4 protein-coding genes are annotated in these 3,494 nt (G+C 72.6%); 3 read left to right on the top strand and 1 reads right to left on the bottom strand.

Annotated features, from left to right (window positions below; genetic code table 11):
* Positions 1 to 949: geranylgeranyl reductase family protein (locus tag AOK22_RS35805; RefSeq protein ID WP_055702863.1), on the top strand; the 949-nt coding region annotated here is incomplete at its 5' end.
* Positions 950 to 1,021: 72 nt separating this feature from the next.
* Here AOK22_RS35805 and AOK22_RS35800 read toward each other — a convergent pair.
* On the bottom strand, positions 1,022 to 1,504 hold the full coding sequence (locus tag AOK22_RS35800; protein ID WP_055702862.1) for a nitroreductase family deazaflavin-dependent oxidoreductase: 483 nt from the start codon (positions 1,502 to 1,504) through the stop codon (positions 1,022 to 1,024).
* Positions 1,505 to 1,803: 299 nt separating this feature from the next.
* Between AOK22_RS35800 and AOK22_RS35795 the strand changes: the two genes are divergently transcribed.
* Both AOK22_RS35795 and AOK22_RS35790 read left to right on the top strand, forming a co-directional pair.
* Positions 1,804 to 2,520, top strand: a complete 717-nt coding sequence (locus tag AOK22_RS35795; RefSeq protein ID WP_055702861.1) for a TetR/AcrR family transcriptional regulator — start codon at positions 1,804 to 1,806, stop codon at positions 2,518 to 2,520.
* Positions 2,521 to 2,640: 120 nt separating this feature from the next.
* A partial coding sequence (locus AOK22_RS35790) for a histidine kinase dimerization/phosphoacceptor domain-containing protein (protein WP_167357919.1) occupies positions 2,641 to 3,494 on the top strand: 854 nt, incomplete at its 3' end.

The following is a 3,494-nucleotide window of genomic DNA, read 5'->3' as shown; positions in this document are numbered from 1 at the left end:
CGGCAAGTTCTCCCGCACCCGCCGCTCCCGGCAGATGCTCTTCGGGCTGATCAACCGCCCGGAGTTCGACCAGCAGCTCGTCGAGCACGCGCAGAAGGCGGGCGCCGAGCTGCGCACCGGCGTCACCGTCGCGCGCGTGGAGCAGCACGGCCCCGAGGTGCCCGACCGGCGCACGGTCGCCGTCGTCCTGCAGGGCGGCGAGACGGTCCTCGCCCGCGCCGTGGTCGGCGCCGACGGCAGCGCCAGCCGCATAGGAGCGCATGTCGGCGTGAAGCTCGACCAGGTCGACCTGGGCCTGGAGGCCGAGATCCCGGTGCCGGAGACGGTCGCCGAGGACTGGGCGGGCCGCGTCCTCATCGACTGGGGTCCCATGCCGGGCAGTTACGGCTGGGTGTTCCCCAAGGGCGACACCCTCACCGTCGGCGTGATCTCCGCGCGCGGCGAAGGCGCGGCCACCAAGCGGTACTTGGAGGACTTCATCGCCCGGCTCGGCCTCGCCGGCTTCGAGCCCAGCATCTCCTCGGGGCATCTGACGCGCTGCCGCAGCGACGACTCGCCGCTCTCGCGCGGCCGCGTCGTGGTGTGCGGCGACGCGGCGGGCCTGCTCGAACCGTGGACGCGCGAGGGCATCTCCTTCGCGCTGCGCTCCGGGCGTCTCGCGGGGGAGTGGGCGGTGCGCATCGGCGAGGCGCACGACGCGGTGGACGCCCGCCGCCAGGCGCTGAACTACGCCTTCGCCATCAAGGCGGGCCTCGGCGTCGAGATGAGCGTGGGGCGCCGCATGCTCCAGGTCTTCGAGCGCCGCCCCGGCGTCCTGCACGCGGCGATCACGGGCTTCCGCCCCGCGTGGAACGCCTTCGCGAAGATCACACGCGGCTCGACGACGCTGGGCGAGCTGGTGCGTACGCATCCGCTGGCGGGGCGTGCGCTGAACGCGCTGGATCGCTAGGAGGGCCGGAGCAGGGTCAGGGGCAGGGGCCCAAGGGGGCGGAGGGGTAAGTGAGGGCGGCTTGGGCTGCCCTCACCCCTTCCGGCCCTTCCTCGCGCTCTGCACCGTGATCCGGAAGACGGGGTGGTCCGGCGCGGACGCCAGGATCTCCGCGTCGGAGGACTTGGCGGTCACGCCCTGGAAGTACTCGTTGACCTGCCAGCCCCACCGCTCCAGATACCCGCGCATCACGGCCGGCTTCTCGTCGTCGGGCACCTCGACGGCGCTGAACTCCCGCACCTTGCGCCCCACCCGCAACTCCCCACCCCCGGCGACGCGCATATTGCGCACCCACTGAGAGTGCCCGCGCGCCGATACGAGGTACTGGCACTGGTCGGCCTCGTGCAGATACGGGTTGACGGGAATGCGCTGCATCTTGCCGCTCTTGCGGCCCCGCACGGAGAGCTCGGCGCTGCCCATGAGGCTGACGCCGTGCCGCGCCAGCCAGCCGACCACGCCGTTGAGACGGACGTTCAGCGGGCTGCCCTTGAGGTAGTAGGTGGATGACGACGACATGGTGTCCTCCAGGAGGGGGAGAGGGGTGGGAGAGCGCTGCTCTCGCTTGAGAGCAGTGTGCACGAGACGGGTGCTCCAAAGCAAGAGCAGTGCTCTCAAAAGTGGGCGCCGCTCTCCCTCGGGCGTCTCGCCCGCTCTCGGGGGCTGGGCGTCACCCCATGTGCACGGCGCACCGCTCTCGATACGAGGCCCACCGCTCTCGCCGCGAAGCTCTGCTCATCAAACAGAGCGCCGATCCGTCTATGGAGCATTGCTCTCGTCTGTGTGCACCGCTCCGCTCCCGTGGCACACTGGCCCGTATGAGCAGCACGAGCAGCAACACCAGCGCCACCAAGGGAGCGCGGGCGCGGGCCCGCGAAGAAGTGACCGCGGCGATCAAGGACGAGGCGCGCAGACAGCTGGCGGCCGAGGGTGCCGCCAAGCTCTCGCTGCGTGCCGTCGCCCGCGAGCTCGGGATGGTCTCCTCCGCGCTCTACCGCTACTTCCCCAGCCGTGACGACCTGCTGACCGCGCTCATCATCGACGCGTACGACTCCCTCGGCGCCGCCGCCGAAGCCGCGCACGCCGCCGTCGCCGACCGGGAGCCCGTGCGGCAGTGGACAGCGGTGTGTGAGGCGGTACGCGCGTGGGCGCTGGCGCATCCGCATGAGTACGCGCTCATCTATGGGTCGCCCGTTCCTGGTTACAGCGCGCCGGACACCACGGTCCGGGCCGCCGCGCGCGTGGGGCAGTTGCTCATCGACATCGTGCGTGACGCCCACCGGGGACGGGGGGTGGCCGTGACGCCCCTGCCCGCCGGGTTGCGTACGGAGGGGGAACGGCTCGCCGCCGATCTGGCGCCCGATCTGCCGCCTGCGGTCATCACCGCGATGGTCGCGGCGTGGGCTCAGCTGTTCGGGCTGGTGGGCTTCGAGGTGTTCGGGCAGTTCAACCGCGTCGTCGAGGACCGCGAGGCGTTCTTCTCGCGCGCGGTGACGCAACTCGCTCATGGAGTGGGACTGTTGCCGCAGGGGTGAGGCCCGGGGCTGCCGCGGTGCCTCCTCCGTCAGCCCCGCCCCCGTACTCCCTGGGGAGTACCCCTGATCACCCCGCCCGTCGGACGCCCGTGGCGGGCGGCGCGGTCTAGCGTGGCCGGCATGGACGAGCAGCGCGAACGCAGGGACGGCGGTGCGCCCTCCGTAGGGCCCATGCCGCCGATGTGGCGGCATGGGCCGCCGTGGTGGAACGCCGCGGCCGAGGAGGGCGCGGTCCGCAGGCTGCCCTGGCTCACCACCCTCGTACTCACCGTCTTCGTCCAGATCGGCTCCGGCTTCGCCGCGCACGGCCAGTCCGGCCGTGAGGGGCTGACTCCCTTCGGCCGGGTGCTGCTGTTCCTGGCGACCGCGGTCCTCCTGCTGCGCCACCGCCACCCCGTGGCCGTCGCGTATGCCACCGCCGGGGTGACGCTGATCTACATCGGTGCCGGATTCCCGTACGGACCGGTCTTCCTGGCCGTCGCCGTGAGCTGCTTCGCCGCTGTCGTCGCCGGGCACCGGCGCGCGGCCTGGGGAGCCGTCGGCGCGCTGTGGGCCGGGCACCTGCTGATCGCGCACTGGCTCTACGCGTGGCTGCCGCCCGGCGACGACGGCGCGCGTTCCTGGGGCGAGGAGGTCCCGGTCGCCGTCTGGGTCGTCGCGATCGTCGCCGTGTCCGAACTGGGGCGCGTACGCCGTGAACAGTGGGCGAAGGAGCGCGCCGAGCGCGCGCAGGCGGCCCGGCGGCGGGCCGACGAGGAGCGGCTGCGCATGGCGCGGGAACTGCACGACGTCCTCGCGCACAGCATCTCCGTCATCAACGTCCAGGCGGGCGTCGGCCTCGCCCTGCTCGACTCCGACCCCGAGCAGGCCCGCACCGCGCTGACCACCATCAAGGCCGCGAGCAAGGAGGCACTCGGGGAGGTGCGGCAGGTCCTGGACACGCTGCGGACCCCGGGCGACGCCCCCCGCGCCCC

The organism is Streptomyces silaceus (assembly GCF_001419745.1).
Taxonomy (GTDB): Bacteria; Actinomycetota; Actinomycetes; order Streptomycetales; family Streptomycetaceae; genus Streptomyces; species Streptomyces silaceus.
This window is presented reverse-complemented; position numbering and strand designations above follow the sequence as displayed.

Bases quoted from the DNA above. Each gene is read 5' to 3' on its own strand.
- AOK22_RS35795 (WP_055702861.1), top strand. From the start codon at position 1,804: ATGAGCAGCACGAGCAGCAACACCAGCGCCACCAAGGGAGCGCGGGCG.
- AOK22_RS35800 (WP_055702862.1), bottom strand. From the start codon at position 1,504: ATGTCGTCGTCATCCACCTACTACCTCAAGGGCAGCCCGCTGAACGTC.